Source organism: Pseudoduganella umbonata (assembly GCF_014192225.1).
GTDB classification, from domain to species: Bacteria; Pseudomonadota; Gammaproteobacteria; order Burkholderiales; family Burkholderiaceae_D; genus Rugamonas; species Rugamonas umbonata.
Genome location: NZ_JACHXS010000005.1, coordinates 282,444 through 303,621, shown reverse-complemented (window position 1 = coordinate 303,621; position 21,178 = coordinate 282,444). Strand labels below are relative to the sequence as shown.

Sequence of the window (21,178 nt, the reverse complement as noted above, 5' to 3'; positions counted from 1 at the left end):
CCACTGGCGTACTGTGCGGGAGGGCACGCATGCTGCAAGTTGCCGCGGGCGTCCGCGGCCGGTGCGATCAAGTACACTGTAGGTCAACCGCAAACCGACCATGACAAAGATGCATGAGCTTCCTTCCCTGACCCTGCCCGGCGCCACGATCGAGATCCTGAAGGCACGCTGCTCGACCTGCAGCATGCACCAGCTGTGCCTGCCGATGGGGCTGGACATGGGCGACATGGACAGGCTGGACAAGATCATCGGCCGCCGCCGCAGGGTGCAGAAGGGCGAGAACCTGTTCCGTATCGGCGAGCCGTTCACGAACCTGTACGCGATCCGGCTCGGCCATTTCAAGACTTACCAGATCAACGCCAACGGCGAGGAACAGGTGACGGGCTTCCAGATGGGCGGCGAACTGCTGGGCATGGACGCGATCAGCACGGACAAGCATTACTGCAGCGCGCTGGCGCTGGAGGACAGCGAAGTGTGCGAGATCCCGTTCTCCAGCCTGGAGCGGCTGCTGGTCGACATGCCCACGCTGCTGCGGCACTTCCACCGCATGATGAGCCAGGAAATCACGCGCGAGCAGAGCGTGATGCTCCTGCTGGGGAACATGCAGGCCACGCAGCGCTTCGCCGCGTTCCTCGTCAACCTGGCTTCGCGCTACGAGGTGCGCGGCTATTCGAGCACCGCGTTCCAGCTGCGCATGTCGCGCGAGGACATCGGCAACTACCTGGGGCTGACGATCGAAAGCATCAGCCGGCTGCTGAACAAGTTCAAGAAGCAGGGGCTGCTGAAAGTGTCGAACCGCGAGATCGAAGTGCTCGACCTGCCGCGCTTGAAGGCGATCACGGCCGGTACCGAGACCTGCGCCTGAACCCCAAAACCGGTGGCGAAGCGGGGAGTTCGAGAAGCACTGCTTCTCGCCTGCGTAGCGGCGATGGCCTGCAGGCCATCGCTCCTCCCAGACACCGGTTTTTTTGCAACACCTGTTCCAGAAAAACTGGTGTCTGTCACCGGTTTTAAGAATGCGCCTGATCCTCCAGCGCGGTAAGCGTTATCTGCCGCTCCGCTGGCCAATGCCACCGGCCTTCCAGCCGCCAGGTGCGCCGTTCGTCTTCCACCAGCACGGTCCAGCGGCTGCGCTCGAGCAGCGGCAGCGGCACGGCGAAGCGGCCGGCCGCATCGGGGCGCACCAGCAGCCGCAAATCCTTCTCCGGCTGCGTGGCATGGGCCAGGTGCAGTTGCAGTGCACCGCCCTGCGCCGTTTCGCGGGTGGCGAGGCGGCCGTGCAGCACGCCGTGCGCGGCGTCGTAGCGCAGCGCGATGGAGGCGTCCAGCGCGGCGGCGGTGCGGTCGCGCCGCAGGTCCTGGTTGATCGCCTTGCCGCGCTTGTAGTAATCGCCCACCACCAGCGCATCCTGCTGCGCGAAGGCCAGCCAGCCGGTATAGCAGCCGGCTGCCAGCACGGCGGCCGGGCCGGCCATCAGCAGCCAGGGCCAGCGCTCGCGGTACCAGGGGGTGGCGGAAATCGTGTGCATCATGGACTCCTTTCAGCGCGGTACGATGAATACCGCGGGTTCTTCGACGGCCAGGGCGGCATCGTCCAGCGCCGTCAGCGTGAAGGTGATGCCGTTCGAGCCGGTCCTGCCCATGCCGTGCGGGGCGCGTAACCGCACCGGCACGGCGCGCGTTTCGGTGCCGGCCAGCGCGACGACGTCGCCCGTTGCCAGCGCAAGGCCGGGCAGGCCGGCAGCCGCGATCCGGTAGCGGTGCGGCTGCTCGGTGGTGTTCATGATCTGCAGCCGGTACACGTTCTCGATCGCGCCGCCGTCCACTTCGCGGCCCATCGAGCCGCGGTCGCGGATCACGTCCATCTTCAGCGGCGTGCGGGTGGCCAGCGCGAAGCCGACCGACAGCGTCGCGGCCAGCAGTGCGGCGCCGTAGGCCAGCACGCGGGGGCGCAGTGCACGCTGGCGGATCTGCGCCGGCGCCAGGTTAGCCGCCATGGCCCGGTCGGTGCTGTAGCGAATCAGGCCGCGCGGCTGGCCGACCTTGTCCATCACGTTGTTGCAGGCATCCACGCAGGCGGCGCAGCCGATGCATTCGTATTGCAGGCCGTTGCGGATGTCGATGCCGGCCGGGCATACCTGCACGCACAGCGTGCAGTCGATGCAGGCGCCGCCGGTGGCTTTCTTGCCGCGCGGCTCGCCGCGCCCGCTGTCGTAGGTGATGATCAGCGTATCGCGGTCGAACATCGCGCTCTGGAAGCGGGCGTACGGGCACATGTACTTGCACACCTGCTCGCGCAGCCAGCCGGCATTGCCGTAGGTGGCGAAGCCGTAGAACAGCACCCAGAACCATTCCCATGGCCCCAGCGCCAGCGTGGCGACGCCGGTGCCCAGTTCGCGCACCGGCGTGAAATAGCCGACAAAGGTAAAGCCCGTCCATAGCGCGACGGAGCCCCATGCCGCGTGCTTGGCGGCGCGCTTGCCGAACTTGCGCGCCGAAGGGCCTTGCCGGTCGAGCGCGATGCGGGCCGCGCGCGAGCCTTCGATCCGGCGTTCGATCCACAGGAAGAGCGAGGTGTACACCGTTTGCGGACAGGCGAAGCCGCACCACACGCGGCCCGCCACCGCCGTCACCAGGAACAGGCCCCACGCGCAGATGATCAGCAGCGCGGCCAGGTAGATGAAATCCTGCGGCCACAGCACCAGGCCGAACAGGTAGAACTTGCGCGTGCCCAGGTCGAACAGCACGGCCTGGCGCCCGTTCCACATCAGCCATGGCGTGCCGTAGAACGCCAGCTGCGTCAGCCACAGGCACAGCCAGCGCAGGCGCGCATAGCGGCCATCCGTTTCGCGCGGATGGATCGGCTGGCGCTTTTCGTACATCCGGATCACCTGTTCCGGCACGGGGGCGTTCATCATCTACCTCACGTCATTGGACAGGCCCCACACGTAGGCGGACAGCACGTGCACCTTGCCTTCGCCGAGGAAGTCGCCGAACGCGGGCATCGTGTTGTCGCGGCCCTTGCGGATGGTTTCCATGATCGTCTCGGCGCTGCCGCCGTACAGCCAGGTCTTGTCGGCCAGGTTCGGCGCGCCGAGCGCCCGGTTGCCGGTGCCGCTGGCGCCATGGCAGGCCAGGCAGGCGGTGAACTTGCTCTTGCCGAACACGCTCTTGATCGGATCGGCCACGCTGCTGCCGGAGAGGCTCAGCACATAGTGCGCGACGTTCTCGACATCCTTGTCGGAACCGATTGCCGCGCCCATCGGCGGCATCACGCCGTGGCGGCCGTTCATGATCGTCTGCTTGATGGTATCGGGCTCGCCGCCGTGCAGCCAGTCCTTGTCCGCCAGGTTCGGAAAGCCCTTGTTGCCGCGTGCATCGGAGCCGTGGCACTGCGCGCAATAGGTGAGGAACAGCCGCTCGCCCATCGCGCGCGCCTGCGGATCGGCAGCCACCGCCTTCAGGTCCTGCCGGCGGTATTTGTCGAACAGCGGGCCGTAGGCATCGTCGGCCTTCGCCAGTTCTTCCCTGTACTGGCCGGCCGATTGCCATCCCAGCTTGCCGGCATACGTGCCCAGGCCGGGATACAGGAACAGGTAGGCGGCACCGAACACGATCGTCAGGTAGAACAGCCACATCCACCAGCGCGGCATCGGCGTGTTCAGTTCCGTCAGGTCGTCGTCCCAGACGTGGCCCGTGGTGGCGGCCTTGCCCGCTGCCGCATCGGCGGCCGATAGCCTGTGCACCGACTGCGTGTACAGCAGCACGCCGCAGCCGACGATGCCCAGCACCGTCAGCACGGCGATGTACAGGTTCCAGAAATCGCTGGTGAAATCAGACATGCTCGTTCTCCTCGTCCGCGAAGGGAAGCTGTGCCGCCTGTGCGAAATCCTGTTGCTTGCGGGTCGACCAGGCCCAGGCCCAGATGCCGGCGAAGGTGACGAACGAGACCACCGTCATCACGCTGCTGGCGCTGTCGAAAATGTGTTCGATGCTCATTGCGTCAGTTCCTCGATTTGATCAGCGTGCCCAGGCCTTGCAGGTAGGCGATGAGCGCGTCTTCTTCCGTCTTGTCCACCAGCTCCGCCGGTGCGGCCTTGATTTCGGCATCGGTATAGCCGTCGCCCAGGCGCTGCAGCGCGCGCAGCTTCGGCACGATGTCCTGCGGCGCCAGCTTTGTTTCAGCCAGCCACGGGTAGCCGGGCATGTTCGATTCCGGCACCACGTCGCGCGGGTTGCGCAGGTGGGTGCGGTGCCATTCGTCGCTGTAGCGGGCGCCGACCCTGGCCAGGTCCGGGCCGGTGCGTTTCGAGCCCCACTGGAAAGGCCGGTCGAACACGAATTCGCCGGCCACCGAGTAGTGGCCATAGCGCTCCGTCTCGGCGCGGAACGGGCGCACCATCTGCGAATGGCAGGCGTAGCAGCCTTCGCGCACGTAGATGTCGCGGCCCACCAGGCGCAGCGGGGAGTAATGGGTCAGGCCCGCCACCGGTTCGGTGGTCGACTTCTGGAAGAACAGCGGCACGATCTCGACGGCACCGCCGACCGATACCACCAGCGTCACCAGGGCGATCAGCAGCCAGGGGTTCTTTTCGATCCACTCGTGGGAAAAATTCCGGATAAATTTCATGTCGTTGTCCTCAGGCTGCCTTGAGTTGCGGGATGGCGGCGACCGGCACCTCGCGGCCGCGCAGCGTCATCCACGTGTTCCAGGCCATGATCGCCATGCCGGCCAGGTACAGCGTGCCGCCGGCAAAGCGCACCACGTAGTACGGGTAGGTTGCCTTGACGCTCTCGACGAAGGTGTAGGTGAGCGTGCCGTCCGGGTTGACCGCGCGCCACATCAGGCCCTGCATCACGCCGGCGATCCACATCGCGGCGATGTACAGCACCACGCCGACGGTGGCCACCCAGAAGTGCAGGTCGACCAGGCGGGTGCTGTACATCTTCGTCTGGCCGGCAAGGCGCGGCAGCAGGTAGTAGATCGAGCCCATCGTGATGAAGCCCACCCAGCCCAGCGCGCCGCCATGCACGTGGGCGATGCCCCAGTCGGTGTAGTGGGACAGCGCGTTGATGGTCTTGATCGACATCATCGGGCCCTCGAACGTGGCCATGCCGTAGAACGACAGCGAGACGATCATGAACTTCAGGATCGGATCCGTGCGCAGCTTGTGCCATGCGCCCGACAGGGTCATGATGCCGTTGATCATGCCGCCCCACGAAGGCGCCAGCAGGATCAGCGAGAACACCATGCCCAGCGACTGTGTCCAGTCGGGCAGCGCCGTGTAGTGCAGGTGGTGCGGGCCAGCCCACATGTAGGTGAAGATCAGTGCCCAGAAGTGCACGATCGACAGGCGATACGAGTAGACGGGGCGCCCGGCCTGCTTGGGGATGAAGTAGTACACCATGCCCAGGTAGCCGGCGGTGAGGATGAAGCCCACCGCGTTATGGCCGTACCACCACTGGATCATCGCGTCCTGCACGCCGGTGTACATAGAATACGATTTCGTCAGCGTGGCCGGCATGACCATGCCGTTCACCACGTGCAGCAGCGTGACGGCCAGGATGTAGCCGCAGAAGAACCAGTTGGCCACGTAGATGTGCCGGACCTTGCGCTTGACGATGGTGCCGAAAAAAACGATCGCGTAGGCGATCCACACTACCGCGATGAGGATCGCGATGGGCCATTCCAGCTCCGCGTATTCCTTGCCGCGCGTGAAGCCCATCGGCAGCGTGATCACGGCGGACAGGATCACCGCCTGCCAGCCCCAGAACGTGAAGGCGGCCAGGCGGTCCGAGAACAGCCGCACCTGGCAGGTGCGCTGCACCACGTAGTACGACGTGGCGAACAGGCCCGAGATGCCGAACGCGAAGATCACGGCATTCGTATGCAGCGGACGCAGGCGGCCATACGTGAGCCACGGCACATCGAAATTGAGCGCGGGCCACGCCAGCTGAGCGGCGATGACGACGCCGACCAGCATGCCGACGACGCCCCACAGCACCGTCGCGATCGCGAACTGCTTCACGACCTTGTAGTTATAGTTCTGTTCCACGTGAACACCCCTGAGTTCTTGATATGCGTCACAGAGTACGCAGCGGGTTGTTCAAAAACTTTGACCTAAATCAAAACTGACCAAGTGCACGCCTCGACTCCAAAACTGTTGCCAAAATTCGGGGACTGTCCCCGATTTTTAGCAACAGATTGCTGGCGGGCTAAGAATTTGTGGGGAATCCGACGCGCCATAAGTCGCGCACATTGTTTGTATTCGCCAGCTATCAGCGTGCGATGTAAACACCACAAGATTGTTGCTAAAAATCGGGGACTGTCCCTGGTGTTGCTGGTGTTGTTTTGCGACCAGTTCAGCCGTTGTCGTCGTCTTGCAGGATGCGCAGGGCGGGGCCTTCGAGGTCGTCGAACTGGCCGTCGTCGGAGGCGCGGAAGAAGATCCACAGCGCGCCGAAGACCAGCGCGATGGACAGGGGGACCAGCAGGTACAGGGATTCCATCGCGGCCTCGTCAGCGCTTGCGCAGCCGCAGCGCGTTGAGGATCACCAGCGCGGAGCTGGCGGCCATGCCGGCGCCGGACAGCCACGGCCCCAGCAGCCCGATCGCGGCGGCGGGAATCGCGACCGCGTTGTAGACGGTGGCCCAGGCCAGGTTTTGCCGGATCACGCGCATCGTCGCGCTGGCGGTGGCGGCGGTCTCGGCCACGAGGCCGAGCTGGCCATGCAGCAGTACGGTGTCCGCGCTGGCCTGCGCGAGCGCGGCGCCGGTGCCCATCGCGAACGACACGTCGGCGGCGGACAGCACGGCCGCATCGTTGATGCCGTCGCCGACCATCGCGACGACGGCGCCCAGCCGCTGCAGCCGCTGCACGTAATCGAGCTTGCGCGCCGGCAGGCAGTCGCCGATCGCCTTGACGATGCCCAGCTGCGCGGCCACCGCGTCGGCCAGCACCTGCCGGTCGCCGGACAGCAGGATCACCTGCTTGCGCTGCGCGCGGAAATGGTCGACCGTGGCCTTCGCATCGGGCCGCAGCGGATCGGTGATCGCGAAGCAGGCCAGCCATTGGCCGTCGGTACCGAGATAGACGGCCGTGCTGTCCGGCAGCGCGGGCGGCGGGGTACCGTTCGCCAGCGCGGCGACGAAGCCGCCGTTGCCGAGCCGGTAGCGCCGACCCTGCACCGTGCCTTCCAGGCCCTGCCCCGGCGTTTCCGACAGGCCGCCGGCATGCCAGCCGTGCAGGCGCGGCAGTTCGCTGTCGAGCGCCGCGATGGCCCGTCCGATCGGATGCAGGCTGCCCTCCTCCAGCGCGGCGGCGATGGCGATGCACGCGCTGCGGTCCATGTCGCCATGCAGCTGCACGGACTGCACGGCGGGGCGGCCGGCGGTCAGCGTACCGGTCTTGTCGAACACCACGTGCGTGGCGCGGTGCAGTGTCTCCAGCACGTGCGGGCGCACCACCAGCACGCCCTTGCCCAGCAGCGCACCGGTGGCGGCGGCCAGTGCCGACGGCGTGGCCAGCGACAGCGCGCAAGGGCACGACACCACCAGCACCGCGATCGCCACCGGCCATGCCTGCGCCGGGTCGACGAACTGCCACGCGACAAACGCCAGCACTGCCAGCAGCAGCAGCGCAACCGTGAAGCGCGAGGCGACGCGATCGGCCCACTGCGCAATGCGCGGCTTGGCACTGCCGGCCTGCTCCACCAGTTTCAGCAGGCCGGACAAGGTGCTGTGCCCGGCCGCCTGCGTGACGCGCAGCACGACGGCGGGGCCGGCATTGACGGCGCCGCCCGGCACGCCCTCGCCCGGCCCGCGCGGCTGCGGCGCCGATTCCCCGGTCAGCAGCGACAGGTCGACGCAGGTGCGTCCTTCGGCGACCAGGCCGTCCGCGGCGAATGCCTCGCCGGTACGGACGAATACGTGGTCGCCCGGTACCAGTGCGGCGGCAGCGACGACGGCGGTGGTGCCCGATGCCGGCCAGTCGGCGAAACGCGTGGCGGCCGACGGCAGGCCATGCCGCATGCGCTGCAGCGTACTGGCCGCCTTGCGCCGCGCGTGCAGCTCCAGCCAGCGGCTGGCCAGCAGCAGGAACACGAACATCGTGACGGAGTCGAAGTACACGTCGCCGCTGCCGCGCACCGTGGCCACGCAGCTGCCGGCGAAGGCCGCGGCGATGCCCAGCGCCACCGGCACGTCCATGCCGGGTGCCCGCGCGCGCAGGCTGGTCCAGGCGCCCCTGAAGAAAGGCTGCGCCGAATAGACGACGGCGGGAATCGTCAGCAGCAGGCTGGCCCAGCGCATCAGCGCGGCCATGTCGGCATCGAGCGTGCCGTCGCCGGCCAGGTAGGACGGAGCGACGTACATCATCACCTGCATCATCGACAGGCCGGCCACGAACAGCTGCCGGCCCAGCGTGCGGCCGGCCTTGTCGAGCTGTTCCTCGTGGCGGTCGGCATCGTATGGCCAGGCGCCGTAGCCGATCGTGCGCAGTGCCTGCAGGATGGCGGACAGTTCCACGCGATCGCCGTGCCAGCGTACGGACAGCCTTTCGGTGGCCACGTTCAGTTCCGCGGCGGTCACGCCGGGCAGCGCCAGCAGGCGCCCTTCCACCAGCCATACGCAGGCGGCGCAGCGGATGCCCTCGACCAGCAGTACCGCCTCGTTTTCCGCAGCGTCCGTACTGTTGGGGGAAACAAAGCGCGGATCGGCATCGTACAGCCGCAGTTCCGGCGGCACCGGCCCGGCATCTTCCGCGGTGGCGGCAAAACCGGTGCGTTCGCGGTAATAGCTTTCGTGGCCGATGTCGACGATCGTCTGCGCCACCGCGGCACAACCGGGGCAGCACATGTCGCGCGGCGCCCCGCCGACCGTCACGCGCCATGCCGAACCCGCGGGTACCGGCAGGCCGCAGTGAAAGCATTGCGGCTTCAGCATCGCGTTCATGCCGGCACTCCCAGGCACAGCGCGTCGAGCCAGCCGTGCGGCACGCCGGTGCCGTAGCGGACCAGGCCCAGCACGCCGAAGCCCAGCACCAGCATGCCGCAGGCGGCACGCACGGCAGGGTGCTGCATCGCCTGCCGCAGCCGCGCACCGGCCACGCCGAGTGCCAGCAGCATCGGCAGCGTGCCGGCCCCGAACGCCAGCATCACCGCGGCACCGCCGGCAGCGGAACCGGCCAGCAGCGCCGTCAGCAGCATGCTGTACACCATGCCGCAGGGTACCCAGCCCCATAGCGCACCCAGTGCGAAGGACTTCGGCAGCGTATCGGCCGGCAGCAGGTAGCGCAACGCCGGCAGCAGCCGGCGCCACAGCACGTTGCCGGCCGCTTCCACGCGCGCCAGCCCATGCCAGGCATTCATCAGGTACAGGCCAAGGGCGACCAGCATCGTATTGGCCAGCAGGTAGGCCACGCCCTGCCAGCGCGCCGCCAGCACCAGCGTGCCGGCGCCGTTGGCGAGCCCGCCAGCCAGGGCGCCGGCCACCATGTAGCTGGCGATGCGGCCGGCGTTGTAAGCCAGCACGCGCACGGCGCCGTCGAGGGCAGCCGTGGCCGAAGTGGCTGAGGTGGCCGAACCGGCCGAACTGGCCGGCGCGATCGGGATCGTGCGGCGCGCGCCGGTTCCACCCAGCGCGCCGCTCAGTGCGCCCACGATGCCGCCGCACATGCCGATGCAGTGCACGCTGCCGGCCATGCCGACGGCAAACGCGGGCAGCAGGTTCAGCCCATCCATGCTGGCCTCCCCACCGCTCAGATGGTGCGCGAATAGCGCAGCGGCTGCGTTGCCGCCGCGGCGGCCGGCATTGCCGCAGCCTGCAGGCGCGCCTGGCGCAGGTGGCGGTCGAACACCATGCAGACGTTGCGGATCAGCAGGCGCCCCTTCGGCGTGACGGTCAGCCAGTCATCCTCCAGCGTGACCAGGCCATCGGCCACGAATGCGCCCAGCTCCTTCAGTTCGGGCGCGAAATACTCTTTGAAGGGCACCGCCATGCCCTGCGCCACCGATGCCAGGGACAGCTCGAAATTGCACATCAGCCGCTGGATCACGAAGCGGCGCAGCAGGTCGTCGTTGTCGAGGCGATGGCCGCGCACGATCGGCAGCTTGCCGGCATCCAGTTTCGCGTAATACGCGTCGAGGGTTTTCTCGTTCTGGCTGTAGGTGCCGTTGACGGCGCTGATGGCCGAGACGCCGCAGGCCACCAGGTCCGTCTCGGCATGCGTGGAGTATCCCTGGAAGTTGCGGTGCAGCCGTCCCTGGCGCTGGGCCACGGCGAGGTCGTCTTCCGGCCTGGCGAAATGGTCCATGCCGATGTAGACGTAGCCGGCAACGGTCAGGCGGCTGATGCACAGCGCCAGCATGCCCAGCTTGGCCGTGGCGGCCGGCAGATCGCTTTCGCTGATCCTGCGCTGCGGCTTGAACAGGTGCGGCATGTGCGCGTAGTTGTACAGTGCGATGCGGTCGGGGTTGGCGACGATGATCTTCGACAGCGTCTCTTCCATCGTCTGCATCGTCTGTTTCGGCAGGCCGTAGATCAGGTCCACGCTGATCGAGCGGAAAGCCGCGTCGCGCGCCGCGTTCATCACCGCCATCGTCTCCTCGTAGGGCTGGATGCGGTTGACGGCCTTCTGCACGTCCGCGTCGAAATCCTGCACGCCCAGGCTGACGCGGTTGAAACCCTGCGCACGCAGCGAATGGATGCGTTGCGGGTCGACGGTGCGCGGATCGATCTCGATCGAGTATTCGCCCTCGTCATCGGGCGCGAAGTCGAAGTGGCGGCGCAGGTGCGCCATCAGTCCGGCCATCTGCGCATCGGAGAAATAGGTAGGCGTGCCGCCGCCGAAATGCAACTGCTCCACGCGGTTCATGCCGGCGAACAGCTTGCCCTGCATGGCCGTCTCCTGCTTCAGGTAGCCGAGATACGTGGCGGCCTTCGACCGGTCCTTCGTGATGATCTTGTTGCAGGCGCAGTAGTAGCACAGGCGGTCGCAGAACGGCACGTGCAGGTACAGCGACAGCGGCCTGCGCCCGCCGCGGTACGTCAGTCCCGCCAGCGCTTCGAGGTAGTCGCCGTAGCCGAAATCCGTGGTGAAACGGTCGGCGGTCGGATAGGAGGTGTAGCGCGGTCCGGACATCGACAGCTTGCTGACGATGTCTGCATCGAACTGCACGGACGGCATGGTGGTCATGATGATTCCAGTGAGGTCAGGCGGCCAGGCGTTGTGGGGTGTGCTCGATAGTGCGCGCGGGAGCGCGGCCGGGGCGCTCCAGGCGTGTGCTGGTTCGTTTGCCGAAATTGAACACGCTGACCGCCTGCGCGAGGCCGTGTGCTTCGTCGGCCAGGCTGCTGGCGGCGGCGGCGGCTTCCTCGACCAGCGCGGCATTCTGCTGCGTCACCTCATCCATGTGGCCGATGGCCTTGTTGACCTGGCCTACGCCGAGGCTCTGCTCGTGCGACGCGGTGGAGATTTCCTGCATGATCGACGTGACCTGCCGGACGGAGGCGACCACGTGTTCCATCGTGGCGCCGGCGCGGTGTGCGCGTTCCATGCCCGCGCCGACCTTGCCGACCGAGGCGTGGATCAGCCCCTTGATATCCTTTGCCGCCATGGACGAGCGCTGCGCCAGGTTGCGCACCTCGCCCGCCACCACCGCGAAGCCACGGCCCTGCTCGCCGGCGCGGGCCGCTTCGACGGCGGCGTTCAGCGCCAGGATGTTGGTCTGGAAGGCGATGCCTTCGATCAGGCCGATGATGTCGACCACGCGCTTCGACGACGCATTGATGTCGTCCATCGTGGCGATCACGTCGGCGACGATGGCACCGCCTTCTTCGGCCACCTGCGAGGCGGCCACCGCCAGTTTGCTGGCCTCCTGCGAATTGTCGGCATTGGCTTTCACCGTGGACGAGAACTGGTCGACCGACGCCGCCGTTTGTTCCAGGCTGGCCGCCTGCGCCTCGGTGCGGCCGGCCAGGTCGCCATTGCCGGCGGCGATCTGGCGCGTGGCCACCGCCATCGTTTCCACGTTGACGCGCACGTCGCGGATGGTGGCGATCAGGTTGCTGTTCATTTGCTGCAGGGCGCGCATCAGCTGGCCCACTTCGTCGGTGCTGCGCGTGTCGAACGAGCCGGAAAGATCGCCGGCGGCGATGGCGCGGGCGCCGTCGAGCGCGCGGGCCAGCGGCTGCAGCATGCCGGCACGCAGCGTGTACCACAGGAAGACGTTGATCAGCAGCCCGGCGAAGGTGGCCGCGAAGATGCCGTAGCGAACGCCGGCTCCCGTTCCATCGGCGAACAGGCTGGCCAGGCAGACAGCCAGCAGCAGCACGTTGACCACGCTGGTGGACAGCCAGATGCGCATCGCGAGGGAGACATGGGACAGGCGCCCCAGCAGGTGCGGCAAGCCGCGGTGGACGATCTGGCCATGGCGGATGGCGAGTGCGCGGCTGCCGGCGCGCAGCGCGGCGTAGGCCGCTGCCGCTTCGGCGACCTGCTCGCGCGAGGCCCGGGTGCGCACGGACATGTAGCCGGTCACGCGGCCGCCATCGCGGATCGGCGTGACGTTGGCCTTGACCCAGTAATGATCGCCGTTCCTGCAGCGGTTCTTGACGATGCCGGTCCATGGCATGCCGGCGCGGATCGATGCCCACAGGTCGGCGAAGGCTTCGGCCGGCATGTCCGGGTGGCGCACGATGTTCTGCGGCGCGCCGATCAGTTCTTCCTCGCTGAAGCCGCTGATGTGGATGAAATACGGGTTGACGTAAACGATGTTGCCGTCGAGGTCGGTCTTCGACACGATCGCGTGATCGTCGTCGAGCTCCACTTCGCGGGCGGTGACGGGCAAGTTCTTGCGCATCTGGTTACTCCTGGGCCTGGATATATTTTTATGTTTCTCAATGGCAATTGCGCCATGGGTTCCAGTTTAGGTAGGGCAACACTTGAAAACCTTGATGTAGATCAAAAATGGAACAGGCACCTGTTTCCGGGTATTGCCCCGGCAACAGGTGCCTGTTCCATTGTTTTAATTTTTTAGTTTTACTTCGGCGCTGTACGCGTTGGCTCGACATTTCCTGTAGGTACGGAACTTTTATCCGTTCTGTTGTCTCAAAGTGCCGGGACTCATCCGCTAAATTTTTCTATAGCAACGCCGAGCCACTGCCTCGGCGTTGTTAATACAGCCGCATCGAGCACGCGTTGCCAGCCTGCGTAGTTGGCCAGGTAGCGGCTCGCGACACCATTGAAGCGCCGCAGCCAGGTCTTGAAGCGACTGTGCCATCCGTTCACGTTCTGGATATGGATCGCGCCGCGCGCCCGGATGCCCGCCTTCACATTCACGGTTTCGTGCGTGATCCCGGCGCGCTGCGCGAAGGCCCGGTACGACCTGGCGGCATCGGTGACGAGTAACACGTCCGGCGCCAGCACCGGTCGCAGGTGCTGCGCCAGCTGGCTGGCACTGACCGGGCCGCGGCCGGTGACGAAGTCGCAGGTTTGCCGATTGCGGTCGCGGGCGACAAGGATGCAGTCGAACTGCTTGCTGATGCCGGGCCGGCTGGCTTTGCCGCCGCGCTTGCGGGGCGGGCGGTCCATGTGGCGCGAGCCCTTTTGCGATTCGAGATGATAAGTCTCATCTGCTTCGACGACGCCGGATAACTGCGGCCGCGGTTCCCGGCGCACGCCGGCAATGAACCGGTGGCGCCACCGGAAGCTGGTGGACCTGGCGACCGCGACCCGTTCCGCCGCGGCGCGCACGGTGGTCGAGTCGATCAGGCATTGCAGGTAGGGCAGCCATTTGTTGCGCAGCCGCAGGCGGGCCAGCGGCGTGCCGGTCAGGGCGTTGAAGCTGCGCCGGCACACCACGCAGCGATAACGTTGCAAACCATTGGCATGGCCGCAGCGGTGGCACCGTGGATTGCCGCACACCGGACATGCAGGTCTGCCGGCGGCTTCCTCGATCAGGCGCAGGCACTGGCCCGGTTGTACGAACGTGGCGAGCGCGCCTTGCAGCAAGGCGATCTCATTCTCGGAAAGCTGGAGTTTCGCGAGCGCCGCGATGACGGCGCCGAGCTCTGCTGCACCCATACGGCCTCCTGATATACATGAAGTATCTCAACAGGAGATCAGACAGCGGTTCCGGGGAGAAGTTCCCTCAGTTAAAGCGAACAGCGCCTTTACTTCCCTTCAGGATTCTCCTGCAACATTGCGTCCAGTGCATCGAAACGCTGTTCCCACATCCGGCGGTTGATCGTCACCCACTGTGCCAGGACGTCGAGGCCCTGGCCGTCGAGCTCGCACATCCGGACGCGGCCGACCTTGCGTGTCCGCAGCAGCCCGCAGGTTTGCAGCACGCGCAGATGCTGGGAGATGGCGGTCAGCGTCACACCCAGCGCAGTGGCCAGGGCGCTGACCGATTGCGGCCCCTGGGCGACCAGCTTGACGATCGCGCGGCGGGTGGCGTCTCCCAGCGCGGCGAACACCTGGTCCGCCGCGTCCGCCTGCATGGATGTCGCGTGGTTCATCGTTATGTGATTCATCGGTAGCTGATTTATCGTTACCTGTTTCATGCGGCCCCTTTAGTGGACCGCCAGGGCGGCATGCAATTGGTCCAGCAGCTGCTGCCAGCCGGCCCGCCGCAGTTCCGGGCCGTCCGCACCGTCGCCGAACATCGCCTGGTGGGTGAAGACCAGGCGCGTGGCGCCGGATCCGTCGCCGAAGAATTCAAAGGTATGCAACGACGCGGAAAAACGCCGTTCGCCCATCGCCATCGTCGCGGCGGCGACGATGCGTTGTTCCGGCACGATATCGAGGATGTATCCGTCCGATGCCAGCGCCACGCCCGCGAAGGGCGTACCGGGCTTGAAGCGGTAGCGCGCCAGTTCGCGCCCGCCCACTTCGAATCGCATGTCGTACTGTTCGATCTCGTGCTGGGCGCCTTCGGCAAACCAGCGCTTCTTCTCGTGCGGATCGCTGAACGCCCGGAACACGCGCGCCAGCGGGGCGGCGAAGATACGTTCCAGGGTGAAGGTATCGAACTGCGCTGCGTGAGCCATGGCTGCCTCCGATAGTGAAGTTGAGACTTCAGTGTAGGAGGGCGAAACACTGAAGTCAAGACTTCACTAATAAGGCGTTCAGGAATAGTGCGCGGGCGGGGTGGACCCCTGTGTAAAAGGTCTTGTCAGCCGTTCGCGGACTTGTCGTCGAGAGCGTCGACAGGCTCCGCGCTGTCGCGCACGTTCTTCTGCACGGCCACCGCCGCAAACAGGCTGAGCGCGAACGACATCGCATAGAACCCTTTTTCGCTCGGCGCCAGCGCGGCATTCCACAGGCCCACGCCCAGCAGCACCAGCGCGGCCAGCACGGAAACCCAGCACAGGCCGAAGTACAGCGACGTGACGCGGATGCCTTCCAGGCGGTCGCGCACGGACTTTTGCAGCGAGACGGCGGCAAACAGGCCATACAGCAGCAGCGTGAAGTAGTAGCCCTTTTCGTTCAGCTGCATCGTGGCATTCCACAGGCCGGCCAGGTAGGTGATGACGCCGACCAGCAGTGCCAGCCAGGAAGCGCCGACGAAGGCGGAAGTGGGACGTTGCGTGATTGCCATGGATACTCCTTCAGGAATGGTGTCGATGCGGACAGCGGCGTCGGATGCGCCGCTTCCGGATCAGACCAGAACCATCACGCCTTGCGCTTGATGCCGCGCAGCATCTTGCCAACGACGGTCACGACCGCCAGCACGATCGCGCCGGTGATGACGCCGACGACGATGTCCGCCACGTGCGGCGTGATCGCGCCCAGGACCGGGCCGCCGGCCGCCGCGGCGCTTTCGATCGCGTGATGCAGGAACGGCGCGCCGTGCGTGATGATGCTGCCGCCCACCATGAACATCGCCACGGTGCCCAGCACCGACAGCAGTTTCATCAGTTTCGGCGCGGCGGCCAGCAGGCCGCGGCCGATGGCGCGCGGCACCGCCATGCCGGCGCCGGTGCGCTGCGTGAGGTACAGGCCGGCATCGTCCATCTTGACGATGCCCGCCACCAGGCCATACACGCCGACCGTCATGCCCAGCGCGATGGCGACCAGCACCGCCACCTGCTGGCTGAACGGCACGCCGGCCACGGTGCCCAGCGCGATCACGATGATCTCGGCGGACAGGATGAAGTCGGTGCGCACGGCACCCTTGATCTTTTCCTTTTCCAGCGCCACCAGGTCCACTTGCGGGTTGGCCACGGCGGAAACGAGTTCGGCATGGTGCGCCTCGTCTTCTTCCTTGCTGTGCAAGAACTTGTGGGCCAGCTTCTCGAACCCCTCGAAGCACAGGTAGGCGCCGCCGATCATCAGCAGCGGCGTGATGGCCCACGGTGCGAAGGCGCTGATCGCCAGCGCGGCGGGCACCAGGATGGCCTTGTTCTTCATCGAGCCGACGGCCACCGCCCACACCACCGGCAGTTCGCGGTCAGCTTTCACGCCGGCGACCTGCTGCGCGTTCAGGGCCAGGTCGTCGCCCAGCACGCCGGCGGTTTTCTTCGCGGCGATTTTGCTCATGGCGGCAACGTCGTCGAGGATGGTGGCAATATCGTCGATCAGGGCAAGCAGGCTGGATCCGGCCATCGGAAAATCTCTCAATAATGATAATGCGGCAATCTTACCTTACTCGTTCGCCGGCCAGCCCCACGCTACAATCGCCTCTTTTCAGCAGGACCTCTTTACCAAGGATCGATATGAGTTTCGCCACCTGGCTCGGTTTCGCCATTTCCGCCATCATCATCGCGCTGTCGCCCGGCTCCGGCGCGGTGCTGTCGATGTCGCACGGCCTGTCGTATGGCGTGAAGAAAGCCAGCGCCACGGTGATCGGCCTGCAGTTGGGCCTGCTGCTGGTGCTGTTCATCGCCGGCGCCGGCGTCGGTTCGCTGCTGCTGGCGTCCGAAGTGGCATTCAATATTGTCAAGACGGTGGGCGCGCTGTACCTGATCTACCTGGGGCTGTCGCAATGGCGCGCCAAGGTCAAGGAAGGCGCGGAAGTGGCGGTGGCGCGTGCCGCGGCGCCGTCCGTGAAGCGCCGCCTGCTGACGGGCTTCCTCACCAACGCCACGAACCCGAAAGGCATCATCTTCATGGTCGCCGTGCTGCCCCAGTTCATCACGCAGGGCGAACCGGTGCTGCCGCAGCTGCTGATCCTGGCCGCGACGATGGTGGCGATCGACATGACGGTCATGCATGGTTATGCGTTCCTGGCTTCCACGATGCAAGGCTATTTCCGCGATGCGCGGGCCATGCGCCTGCAGAACCGCGTGTTCGGCGGGCTGCTGATGGGGGTGGGTGCCGCGCTGTTCTTCGTCAAACGTAACGCCTGAACGACGATTGGAAATTATTTGTAACGGACGTCCACTTCGGCGTGTTTCCGGCGTTATATCAGGTAGGTAGCTGAACCACATAACGATCCACATAACGTCGCCGGAGATACTGATGTCCCGCAAATTCTTGCACTTCCTGTTGCTGGCGGCCGTGGTGGCCGCCTCGTCGTTGGCGCTGGCCGCCGAGCCGCCGACGCTGGTGGGCCGCATTTCCGCTGCCGAGGGCCAGGTCACGGTGCGGACCGATGACGGCGACGAAACCGGTAACCTGCTGAACTGGCCCGTCAAGGGCGGCGACCGCATCGCCACCGCGCGCGGCGCCCGCACCGAATTTCGCGTGGGGCCGGTGGCCGTGCGCCTCGACGGCGACAGCGCGCTCGATATCGAGGAGCTGGACGAAGACGTGATGCGGCTGCGCCTGAACTATGGCGCGGCCAGCGTGCGCATCCGCGATGCGCAGGCGCTGTCCGGCTTCGAGCTGGCCACCCCGCACGGCCGCGTACTGCTGACCGAACCCGGCACCGTGCGCGTCGATACCGACCGCGAGCCGGACACCACTACCGTTTCCGTGCTGACGGGCATCGCCCGGCTGGAAGCAGCGGGCACGGCGCTCACGCTGCGCACCGGCAAACGCGCCGAGATCCGGGGCGACGACGTGCGCACCGGGCAGGCGCTGCAGGACTCGTTCGATTCCTGGGCCTTCGCGCGCGACCGCCGCGACGATGCCGCGATCGCCACCCGCTACATTCCCAGCTACGTGACCGGCTACGAAGAGCTGGACCATTACGGCAGCTGGACGGTCAACGACGACTACGGCCCGCTGTGGGCGCCCAGCTCCATCTCTTCGGGCTGGTCGCCGTACAGCGATGGCCGCTGGGCCTGGGTGGCACCGTGGGGCTGGACCTGGGTCGACAATGCGCCGTGGGGCTATGCCCCGTTCCATTACGGCCGCTGGGTGACGGTGCGCAACCGCTGGTACTGGGCGCCCGGCCGCATCGTCGGCCGGCCCGTGTGGGCACCGGCGCTGGTGGGCTGGGTGGGCGGCGACGGCTGGTCCGTGGCGTTCAACGACCGCCGCCGCCGTCCCGGCCTGGGCTGGTATCCGCTGACGCCGCGCGACCGCTACGTGCCGCACTACCAGGTGTCGCCGGAGCATGAGCGCCGCCTGGGCTGGCAATACCGCGGCAACGAGCGGTGGAAGAACACGCAGGTGCGCAGGGAAGGCATCACGATCGTGCCGCGTGAGCAGTTCGAAGACCGCCGCAGCGTGCGCGTCAACAATCTGCCGCGTGCCTCCGTGGCGGCGAACCCGGGCAACCTGCCGGTCGCCGCGCCGGTGGTGCCCGGTTTCGCCCGCTCGCCGGACCGCAACCGCGACGGCATCGCCGACCGGCCGCAGGCGGGCGGCGTGCAGGTCAACCGCCCGCAGATCACCGGGACACAGATTAATGGCGCTCCAATCAATGGACCTCAGACAAACCGGCTGCAGACCGAGCGCGAAAGCATTGCCGAGCGCCCCTACACCGACCGCAACCGTGACGGCACGCCCGATCGGCTGCAGACCGACCGCAATCGCGAGGCACCGGCCGTCAACCGCATCCAGACGGATCGCGATGGCGACGGTACGCCGGACCGCATCGACCGCGGCCGCGATGCCACGGTCAACCGGTTCCAGGCGGAGCGCAGCGTCGACAGCGTAGCCGAACGGATGCAGCGGGAACGCTTCGAGGCGCCGAACCGCGGCAACGTGATCGTTACCGAACGGCCGCGCGTGGAGCGGCCGCAAGTCGAACGTCCGCAGATCGAACGGCCCGTGAGCCAGCCGGTCTTCAACGCTCCGCCGGTGGCGGCACCGCAGCCCGCACCCCAGCCGCGCCCGCAGCTGGAGCAGGCGCCGGCCAGCGCCTTCCGGAACGAGCGCCTGGAGCGGCAGCGCGAAATCAGGGAAGAGCGGATGCAGGAGCGGGCGCAGGAGCGCGGTGAAGCGTTCCGCGACATGGAAAGCCGCCGGCAAGCCGCGGCTGCGGCCCAGCAGCGCATGTCCATCCAGCAGCAGGCACCGGCCGCCCAGCCGCGGCCGGCACCAGTGCCGATGCCGGCGCCGGTCATGCAGCCACGTCCGGCACCGGTTGCCCAGCCAGCACCTCCGCCGCCCGCGATGCAACCCCGTCCCGCACCGGTTGCCCAGCCGGCACCGGCGGCGCCGGCGCCCAGCGTGCAGCCGCGCGGTGGACGTCCCGACCGTTCGGAAGGCGTCCGCGAGCGCTAACAATCGGAATAAGCGGAACATTCCACGGCTGGGCCCCGGTTTTGCGGCCCAGTCCGGAATTTTGTTCGTTCATCCGCATTTTCGTGCAGCCTGTCACAAAGCCGTAGCGGACGATTTGTACACTGTCTACAGTGTGGAAATGCCGGGAAAGCACGCACGACAGGCCCCCGATGGTCCGCAGCAAGCCAATCCCGTGACTGTACCGATGTCCCAACTATTCCGAGCGCAGTTTTTCAGCCCAGAATAGTTTTTCGGCCAGCCTCAGGGCTGGCCTTTTTTTTGCCGCGCCCCGGTCCCGGTGCGTTTGGATAAAATAGAGGATTGGCGCGGCGGCGCATCGCGATGCGCGCCGCTCACTCATCCGCTGTTTTGTCTCACCGTCGATTGGAAATAATATGGCTGCGCTCCCTCCGAAAGAGTCCCTCATCGAATACCCGAGCGACTTCCCGATCAAGGTGATGGGCCCCACCCACGATGCCTTCACCGTCACGATCATCGAAGTCATCACGAAGCACGATCCGACTTTCCATGAAGGCAAGGTCGAAACGCGTCCGTCGTCCGGCGGCAAGTACACGGGCCTGACCGTGACCGTGCGGGCCACCAGCCGCGAACAGCTCGACGCGCTGTATTCCGAACTGTCCGGCCACCCGATGGTCAAGATCGTACTGTAATTGCAACAGCGCAACTGCCCGGTCTTTGAGCAAGCGCAAGGTCCCAGGCGTATAATGGCAGGGCTTTGACTCCTGTAGCCACCCGCAGCCCCGCCATGTCCGAGACACTCCTTGAAGCGGCACGCCTTGAAGCGGCACGACCAGAACCGGTAGAACCCCGGCCGGTAGAACCCGGGCCGGCACAACCCGGACCGGCCGTCATTCGCCACCTTGGCCACGCCGACTACGAACCCACGTTCGCCGCGATGCGCGCGTTCACGGACGCGCGCACGCCCGATACGCCCGACGAGCTGTGGATCGTCGAGCACCCGCCCGTCTACACGCTGGGCCTGGGCGCCGACCGGGGCCACCTGCTGGGCGGTGCCGCGCGGATTCCCGTGGTGCAGACGGACCGTGGCGGCGAAGTGACGTTCCACGGCCCCGGCCAGGTCGTCATCTACCTGCTGATGGACCTGCGCCGCAACAAGCCGGGCGGCAAGCTGTATGCCCGGCAGTTCGTGCACCGCATCGAGGCGGCGATCATCAACGTGCTCGCCGCCCATGGCCTGGCCGGCGAACGCGTCGAAGGCGCGCCCGGCATCTACATCGCCGACGGCCCGAAGCGCGGCGCGAAAATCGCCGCGCTCGGATTGAAAGTCCGGGGCAACGGCTGCACCTACCACGGCGTATCTCTGAACGTGGCCATGGACCTGGCGCCGTTCACCTGGATCAACCCCTGCGGCTACGCCGGCCTGGAAACCATCGACATGCGTTCGATGGGTGTCGACGTACCACTGGCCGCCGTGCAGCTGGCGCTGGCCGATGAACTGGTGCGCCAGCTCGACGTTGCGCAGGACACCGCGCCGTCCAGCCTCTCCGCCGCCGCCTGAACGTATCAACTAGAGA

21 protein-coding genes are annotated in these 21,178 nt (G+C 66.5%); 5 read left to right on the top strand and 16 right to left on the bottom strand.

Translation table 11 applies throughout. From position 1 onward, the window contains the following. The first annotated feature begins 109 nt into the window (after window positions 1–109). The gene (fnr, locus tag FHS02_RS15500; RefSeq protein ID WP_137317583.1) at window positions 110–865 is read left to right on the top strand and encodes a fumarate/nitrate reduction transcriptional regulator Fnr; all 756 of its coding nucleotides are present in this window, start codon (window positions 110–112) and stop codon (window positions 863–865) included. A 145-nt stretch (window positions 866–1,010) separates the two neighbouring features. On the opposite strand, the gene FHS02_RS15495 is transcribed toward fnr, so the two are convergent. From FHS02_RS15495 to FHS02_RS15420, 16 genes are all read right to left on the bottom strand, one after another. Beyond that, window positions 1,011–1,532: a FixH family protein gene (locus FHS02_RS15495; protein ID WP_371861421.1), complete on the bottom strand. Its 522-nt coding sequence runs from the start codon at window positions 1,530–1,532 to the stop codon at window positions 1,011–1,013. A gap of 9 nt (window positions 1,533–1,541) precedes the next feature. Further along, window positions 1,542–2,915, bottom strand: coding sequence for a cytochrome c oxidase accessory protein CcoG (gene ccoG, locus FHS02_RS15490; protein ID WP_137317581.1), 1,374 nt, complete (start codon window positions 2,913–2,915; stop codon window positions 1,542–1,544). 3 nt (window positions 2,916–2,918) lie between these two features. Next, on the bottom strand, window positions 2,919–3,842 hold the full coding sequence (ccoP, locus tag FHS02_RS15485) for a cytochrome-c oxidase, cbb3-type subunit III (RefSeq protein WP_137315365.1): 924 nt from the start codon (window positions 3,840–3,842) through the stop codon (window positions 2,919–2,921). After that, the gene (locus tag FHS02_RS15480) at window positions 3,835–3,999 is read right to left on the bottom strand and encodes a cbb3-type cytochrome oxidase subunit 3 (RefSeq protein WP_137315364.1); all 165 of its coding nucleotides are present in this window, start codon (window positions 3,997–3,999) and stop codon (window positions 3,835–3,837) included. Before FHS02_RS15480 ends, ccoP begins: the two co-directional genes overlap by 8 nt. Window positions 4,000–4,003: 4 nt before the next feature. Next, complete coding sequence (ccoO, locus tag FHS02_RS15475; protein WP_137315363.1) at window positions 4,004–4,630, bottom strand: cytochrome-c oxidase, cbb3-type subunit II; 627 nt, start codon at window positions 4,628–4,630, stop codon at window positions 4,004–4,006. Between the two features lie 10 nt (window positions 4,631–4,640). Beyond that, window positions 4,641–6,056, bottom strand: a complete 1,416-nt coding sequence (ccoN, locus tag FHS02_RS15470; RefSeq protein ID WP_137315362.1) for a cytochrome-c oxidase, cbb3-type subunit I — start codon at window positions 6,054–6,056, stop codon at window positions 4,641–4,643. A 307-nt stretch (window positions 6,057–6,363) separates the two neighbouring features. Next, a complete protein-coding gene (ccoS, locus tag FHS02_RS15465) occupies window positions 6,364–6,510 on the bottom strand; it encodes a cbb3-type cytochrome oxidase assembly protein CcoS (RefSeq protein ID WP_137315361.1) in 147 nt (48 codons plus the stop codon). A 10-nt stretch (window positions 6,511–6,520) separates the two neighbouring features. Beyond that, window positions 6,521–8,953, bottom strand: coding sequence for a heavy metal translocating P-type ATPase (locus FHS02_RS15460; RefSeq protein ID WP_137315360.1), 2,433 nt, complete (start codon window positions 8,951–8,953; stop codon window positions 6,521–6,523). Next, window positions 8,950–9,741, bottom strand: a complete 792-nt coding sequence (locus FHS02_RS15455; RefSeq protein ID WP_137315359.1) for a sulfite exporter TauE/SafE family protein — start codon at window positions 9,739–9,741, stop codon at window positions 8,950–8,952. The genes FHS02_RS15460 and FHS02_RS15455 overlap by 4 nt, the downstream gene beginning before the upstream one ends. 17 nt (window positions 9,742–9,758) lie before the next feature. Beyond that, the gene (gene hemN / locus FHS02_RS15450; protein ID WP_137315358.1) at window positions 9,759–11,195 is read right to left on the bottom strand and encodes an oxygen-independent coproporphyrinogen III oxidase; all 1,437 of its coding nucleotides are present in this window, start codon (window positions 11,193–11,195) and stop codon (window positions 9,759–9,761) included. A 16-nt stretch (window positions 11,196–11,211) separates the two neighbouring features. Beyond that, window positions 11,212–12,861: a methyl-accepting chemotaxis protein gene (locus FHS02_RS15445; protein WP_137315357.1), complete on the bottom strand. Its 1,650-nt coding sequence runs from the start codon at window positions 12,859–12,861 to the stop codon at window positions 11,212–11,214. Between the two features lie 263 nt (window positions 12,862–13,124). Further along, on the bottom strand, window positions 13,125–14,084 hold the full coding sequence (locus FHS02_RS15440) for an IS1595 family transposase (protein ID WP_137315356.1): 960 nt from the start codon (window positions 14,082–14,084) through the stop codon (window positions 13,125–13,127). An 89-nt stretch (window positions 14,085–14,173) separates the two neighbouring features. Then, window positions 14,174–14,536 (bottom strand): ArsR/SmtB family transcription factor, encoded by a 363-nt coding sequence (locus FHS02_RS15435; RefSeq protein ID WP_229422287.1) that lies wholly within the window; start codon window positions 14,534–14,536, stop codon window positions 14,174–14,176. A 39-nt stretch (window positions 14,537–14,575) separates the two neighbouring features. Beyond that, window positions 14,576–15,052: an SRPBCC domain-containing protein gene (locus FHS02_RS15430; protein WP_137315355.1), complete on the bottom strand. Its 477-nt coding sequence runs from the start codon at window positions 15,050–15,052 to the stop codon at window positions 14,576–14,578. A 125-nt stretch (window positions 15,053–15,177) separates the two neighbouring features. Beyond that, window positions 15,178–15,603 (bottom strand): inner membrane protein YiaA, encoded by a 426-nt coding sequence (gene yiaA / locus FHS02_RS15425; protein ID WP_137315354.1) that lies wholly within the window; start codon window positions 15,601–15,603, stop codon window positions 15,178–15,180. A 74-nt stretch (window positions 15,604–15,677) separates the two neighbouring features. After that, window positions 15,678–16,610: a DUF808 domain-containing protein gene (locus FHS02_RS15420; protein WP_137315353.1), complete on the bottom strand. Its 933-nt coding sequence runs from the start codon at window positions 16,608–16,610 to the stop codon at window positions 15,678–15,680. Between the two features lie 110 nt (window positions 16,611–16,720). Here FHS02_RS15420 and FHS02_RS15415 point away from each other — a divergent pair, with 110 nt between their 5' ends. From FHS02_RS15415 to lipB, 4 genes are all read left to right on the top strand, one after another. Beyond that, the gene (locus FHS02_RS15415; RefSeq protein WP_137315352.1) at window positions 16,721–17,353 is read left to right on the top strand and encodes a LysE family transporter; all 633 of its coding nucleotides are present in this window, start codon (window positions 16,721–16,723) and stop codon (window positions 17,351–17,353) included. Between the two features lie 112 nt (window positions 17,354–17,465). Further along, on the top strand, window positions 17,466–19,622 hold the full coding sequence (locus tag FHS02_RS15410) for a DUF6600 domain-containing protein (protein ID WP_137315351.1): 2,157 nt from the start codon (window positions 17,466–17,468) through the stop codon (window positions 19,620–19,622). Window positions 19,623–20,017: 395 nt separating this feature from the next. Next, a complete protein-coding gene (locus FHS02_RS15405) occupies window positions 20,018–20,293 on the top strand; it encodes an HP0495 family protein (RefSeq protein WP_137315350.1) in 276 nt (91 codons plus the stop codon). A gap of 95 nt (window positions 20,294–20,388) precedes the next feature. Then, window positions 20,389–21,162 carry a lipoyl(octanoyl) transferase LipB gene (lipB, locus tag FHS02_RS15400; protein ID WP_137315349.1) on the top strand — a complete coding sequence of 258 codons (774 nt, stop codon included), beginning with the start codon at window positions 20,389–20,391 and terminating at the stop codon, window positions 21,160–21,162. Window positions 21,163–21,178: the final 16 nt, after the last annotated feature.

Bases quoted from the DNA above. Each gene is read 5' to 3' on its own strand.
- fnr (WP_137317583.1), top strand. From the start codon at position 110: ATGCATGAGCTTCCTTCCCTGACCCTGCCCGGCGCCACGATCGAGATC.
- FHS02_RS15495 (WP_371861421.1), bottom strand. From the start codon at position 1,532: ATGATGCACACGATTTCCGCCACCCCCTGGTACCGCGAGCGCTGGCCC.
- ccoG (WP_137317581.1), bottom strand. From the start codon at position 2,915: ATGAACGCCCCCGTGCCGGAACAGGTGATCCGGATGTACGAAAAGCGC.
- ccoP (WP_137315365.1), bottom strand. From the start codon at position 3,842: ATGTCTGATTTCACCAGCGATTTCTGGAACCTGTACATCGCCGTGCTG.
- FHS02_RS15480 (WP_137315364.1), bottom strand. From the start codon at position 3,999: ATGAGCATCGAACACATTTTCGACAGCGCCAGCAGCGTGATGACGGTG.
- ccoO (WP_137315363.1), bottom strand. From the start codon at position 4,630: ATGAAATTTATCCGGAATTTTTCCCACGAGTGGATCGAAAAGAACCCC.
- ccoS (WP_137315361.1), bottom strand. From the start codon at position 6,510: ATGGAATCCCTGTACCTGCTGGTCCCCCTGTCCATCGCGCTGGTCTTC.
- FHS02_RS15460 (WP_137315360.1), bottom strand. From the start codon at position 8,953: ATGAACGCGATGCTGAAGCCGCAATGCTTTCACTGCGGCCTGCCGGTA.
- FHS02_RS15455 (WP_137315359.1), bottom strand. From the start codon at position 9,741: ATGGATGGGCTGAACCTGCTGCCCGCGTTTGCCGTCGGCATGGCCGGC.
- hemN (WP_137315358.1), bottom strand. From the start codon at position 11,195: ATGACCACCATGCCGTCCGTGCAGTTCGATGCAGACATCGTCAGCAAG.
- FHS02_RS15445 (WP_137315357.1), bottom strand. From the start codon at position 12,861: ATGCGCAAGAACTTGCCCGTCACCGCCCGCGAAGTGGAGCTCGACGAC.
- FHS02_RS15440 (WP_137315356.1), bottom strand. From the start codon at position 14,084: ATGGGTGCAGCAGAGCTCGGCGCCGTCATCGCGGCGCTCGCGAAACTC.
- FHS02_RS15435 (WP_229422287.1), bottom strand. From the start codon at position 14,536: ATGAATCACATAACGATGAACCACGCGACATCCATGCAGGCGGACGCG.
- FHS02_RS15430 (WP_137315355.1), bottom strand. From the start codon at position 15,052: ATGGCTCACGCAGCGCAGTTCGATACCTTCACCCTGGAACGTATCTTC.
- yiaA (WP_137315354.1), bottom strand. From the start codon at position 15,603: ATGGCAATCACGCAACGTCCCACTTCCGCCTTCGTCGGCGCTTCCTGG.
- FHS02_RS15420 (WP_137315353.1), bottom strand. From the start codon at position 16,610: ATGGCCGGATCCAGCCTGCTTGCCCTGATCGACGATATTGCCACCATC.
- FHS02_RS15415 (WP_137315352.1), top strand. From the start codon at position 16,721: ATGAGTTTCGCCACCTGGCTCGGTTTCGCCATTTCCGCCATCATCATC.
- FHS02_RS15410 (WP_137315351.1), top strand. From the start codon at position 17,466: ATGTCCCGCAAATTCTTGCACTTCCTGTTGCTGGCGGCCGTGGTGGCC.
- FHS02_RS15405 (WP_137315350.1), top strand. From the start codon at position 20,018: ATGGCTGCGCTCCCTCCGAAAGAGTCCCTCATCGAATACCCGAGCGAC.
- lipB (WP_137315349.1), top strand. From the start codon at position 20,389: ATGTCCGAGACACTCCTTGAAGCGGCACGCCTTGAAGCGGCACGACCA.